The sequence below is a fragment of the Candidatus Woesearchaeota archaeon genome, from assembly GCA_026394965.1.
Lineage (GTDB): Archaea > Nanobdellota > Nanobdellia > Woesearchaeales > 0-14-0-80-44-23 > JAPLZQ01.
The window spans coordinates 1-1,606 of sequence record JAPLZQ010000026.1 but is presented as its reverse complement, the minus strand read 5'-3'; the positions used below and the strand labels follow the sequence as shown (position 1 = coordinate 1,606).

2 protein-coding genes are annotated in these 1,606 nt (G+C 40.7%); one reads left to right on the top strand and one right to left on the bottom strand.

From position 1 onward, the window contains the following. Positions 1 to 244: 244 nt before the first annotated feature. The gene (locus NTV63_01255) at positions 245 to 934 is read right to left on the bottom strand and encodes a KEOPS complex kinase/ATPase Bud32 (protein ID MCX6709566.1); all 690 of its coding nucleotides are present in this window, start codon (positions 932 to 934) and stop codon (positions 245 to 247) included. Between the two features lie 60 nt (positions 935 to 994). Here NTV63_01255 and NTV63_01250 point away from each other — a divergent pair. Beyond that, positions 995 to 1,606 (top strand): metallophosphoesterase (locus NTV63_01250; protein ID MCX6709565.1); only part of this gene is annotated, 612 nt, incomplete at its 3' end.

The following is a 1,606-nucleotide window of genomic DNA, read 5'->3' as shown; positions in this document are numbered from 1 at the left end:
GGCAGGATTTCGCTTGACAAGACCACAAGGATTTGCGCACACTGCGGATTCGGAAATTCCAAAAGAATAAGGCAGTATAAATGGATTAAAGCAGGAAAGCGCGGACTCACTAAAAAGGGAAATTAAGCCATTTAATTTTTTTATTTAGTTTTTTATTCGAAATTCTTTTTCTGTTTTTTAATCATTTTTTAACTTTATGCCTGCATTCTGAATTATCACTTTTGGAAGCGCCCTAGAAACGCCTTTAATCGCATTCTCCGTTTTCAAATTCAGGCGCCTTATTCTCCTTATTCTTTTTTCCCTTTTTCTTGTAGCGCCCTCTCATCTCAACAACAGAAAGCCGCTCAAGCACGGGGGGCGCATCCTTGTAGTTTTTCCTGTATTCATCAACTGCTGCTGAGAAAGCCCTTTCCCAGATTTCCTGATGCTTGCTCTCAAGCGCCTGCCTGAGAAGATGAATGTCAACTGCCTTGTCCTCAACCCGCTCTGAGAAAAATGTCAGGCCGAAATCTATCAGGTGTATCTTTCCTTCAACGACAATCATGTTTGAGGTTGTAAGGTCTGCGTGGATTATGTTATTCTCATGGAGTTTTGCAACAAGAGCGCCAATTTGGCGCGAGTATTCCTCATAATTAACTTTGTTAATGATGTCTCTCAGCTTTTTTCCGTTGAGGAATTCCATGCTGAACCTGTTGTTCTTGTAATCCTCTGAAATAATCCTTGCAGTGGGAATCCCGAGAGTTGAGAGTTTCTTCATCACCTTAACTTCCCTTTTTGTCCTCGCTTTTCTAAGGCTCTCGTCAATCTCCTTGAGCCTGTATGATTTAGGGACTCTCTCCTTGATTATAATTCCGCCTTCCTTTACAATCTCAGCCTCTGCTCCTCTTGCAATAACCTCTCTTTCCATTGTGAAATTCAGATTGCCTGATTTCATTAAATATTTTTGCTTTTTTTTGGAAAAAGATTTTTAAATTGCCCTCCCATTCTCCTCTTCATGCACCTTTTAAGGGTTTTTGGGCTTGATATTGAAATGATAGGAAAGTCCCTGCTGATTCACAGCAGCGCCTATTCAGCCCTCTCAATTGCAGACCTTCACATCGGCTATGAAGAGGCGCTTAATAAAGAGGGAATCCTGATGCAGAGGTTCCAGCTTGCTGAAATGGAAAGGGCTCTTGAAAAAATATTCTCCATCTTGAAAAAGGATTACAAAATCGGAATTCTTGATGAAATCATAATAAACGGAGATTTAAAGCACGAGTTCGGAAAAATATCGTCTCAGGAATGGAGGGAAACACTGAGGATGCTCGAACTGATTTCTGGGCATGCAAAGAAAGTAATCATAGTCAAGGGAAACCATGATAATATAATGGCTCCTATTGCCGAAAAGAGAAAATTGGAGCTTGTTGCAAGCCATAAAATCGGGAAAATCCTCTTTACCCATGGAAACCATATTCCTGGAAAAACCGAGCTCGCGGATATTGATTCTGTTATAATAGGGCATGAGCATCCTGCTGTATCAATAAGAGAAGGGGTGAGAAGCGAGATTTTCAAGTGCTTCCTTCTCGGAAAATGGAAAGGAAAAAATCTTATTGTGATGCCCTCATTT

Bases quoted from the DNA above. Each gene is read 5' to 3' on its own strand.
- NTV63_01255 (MCX6709566.1), bottom strand. From the start codon at position 934: ATGAAATCAGGCAATCTGAATTTCACAATGGAAAGAGAGGTTATTGCA.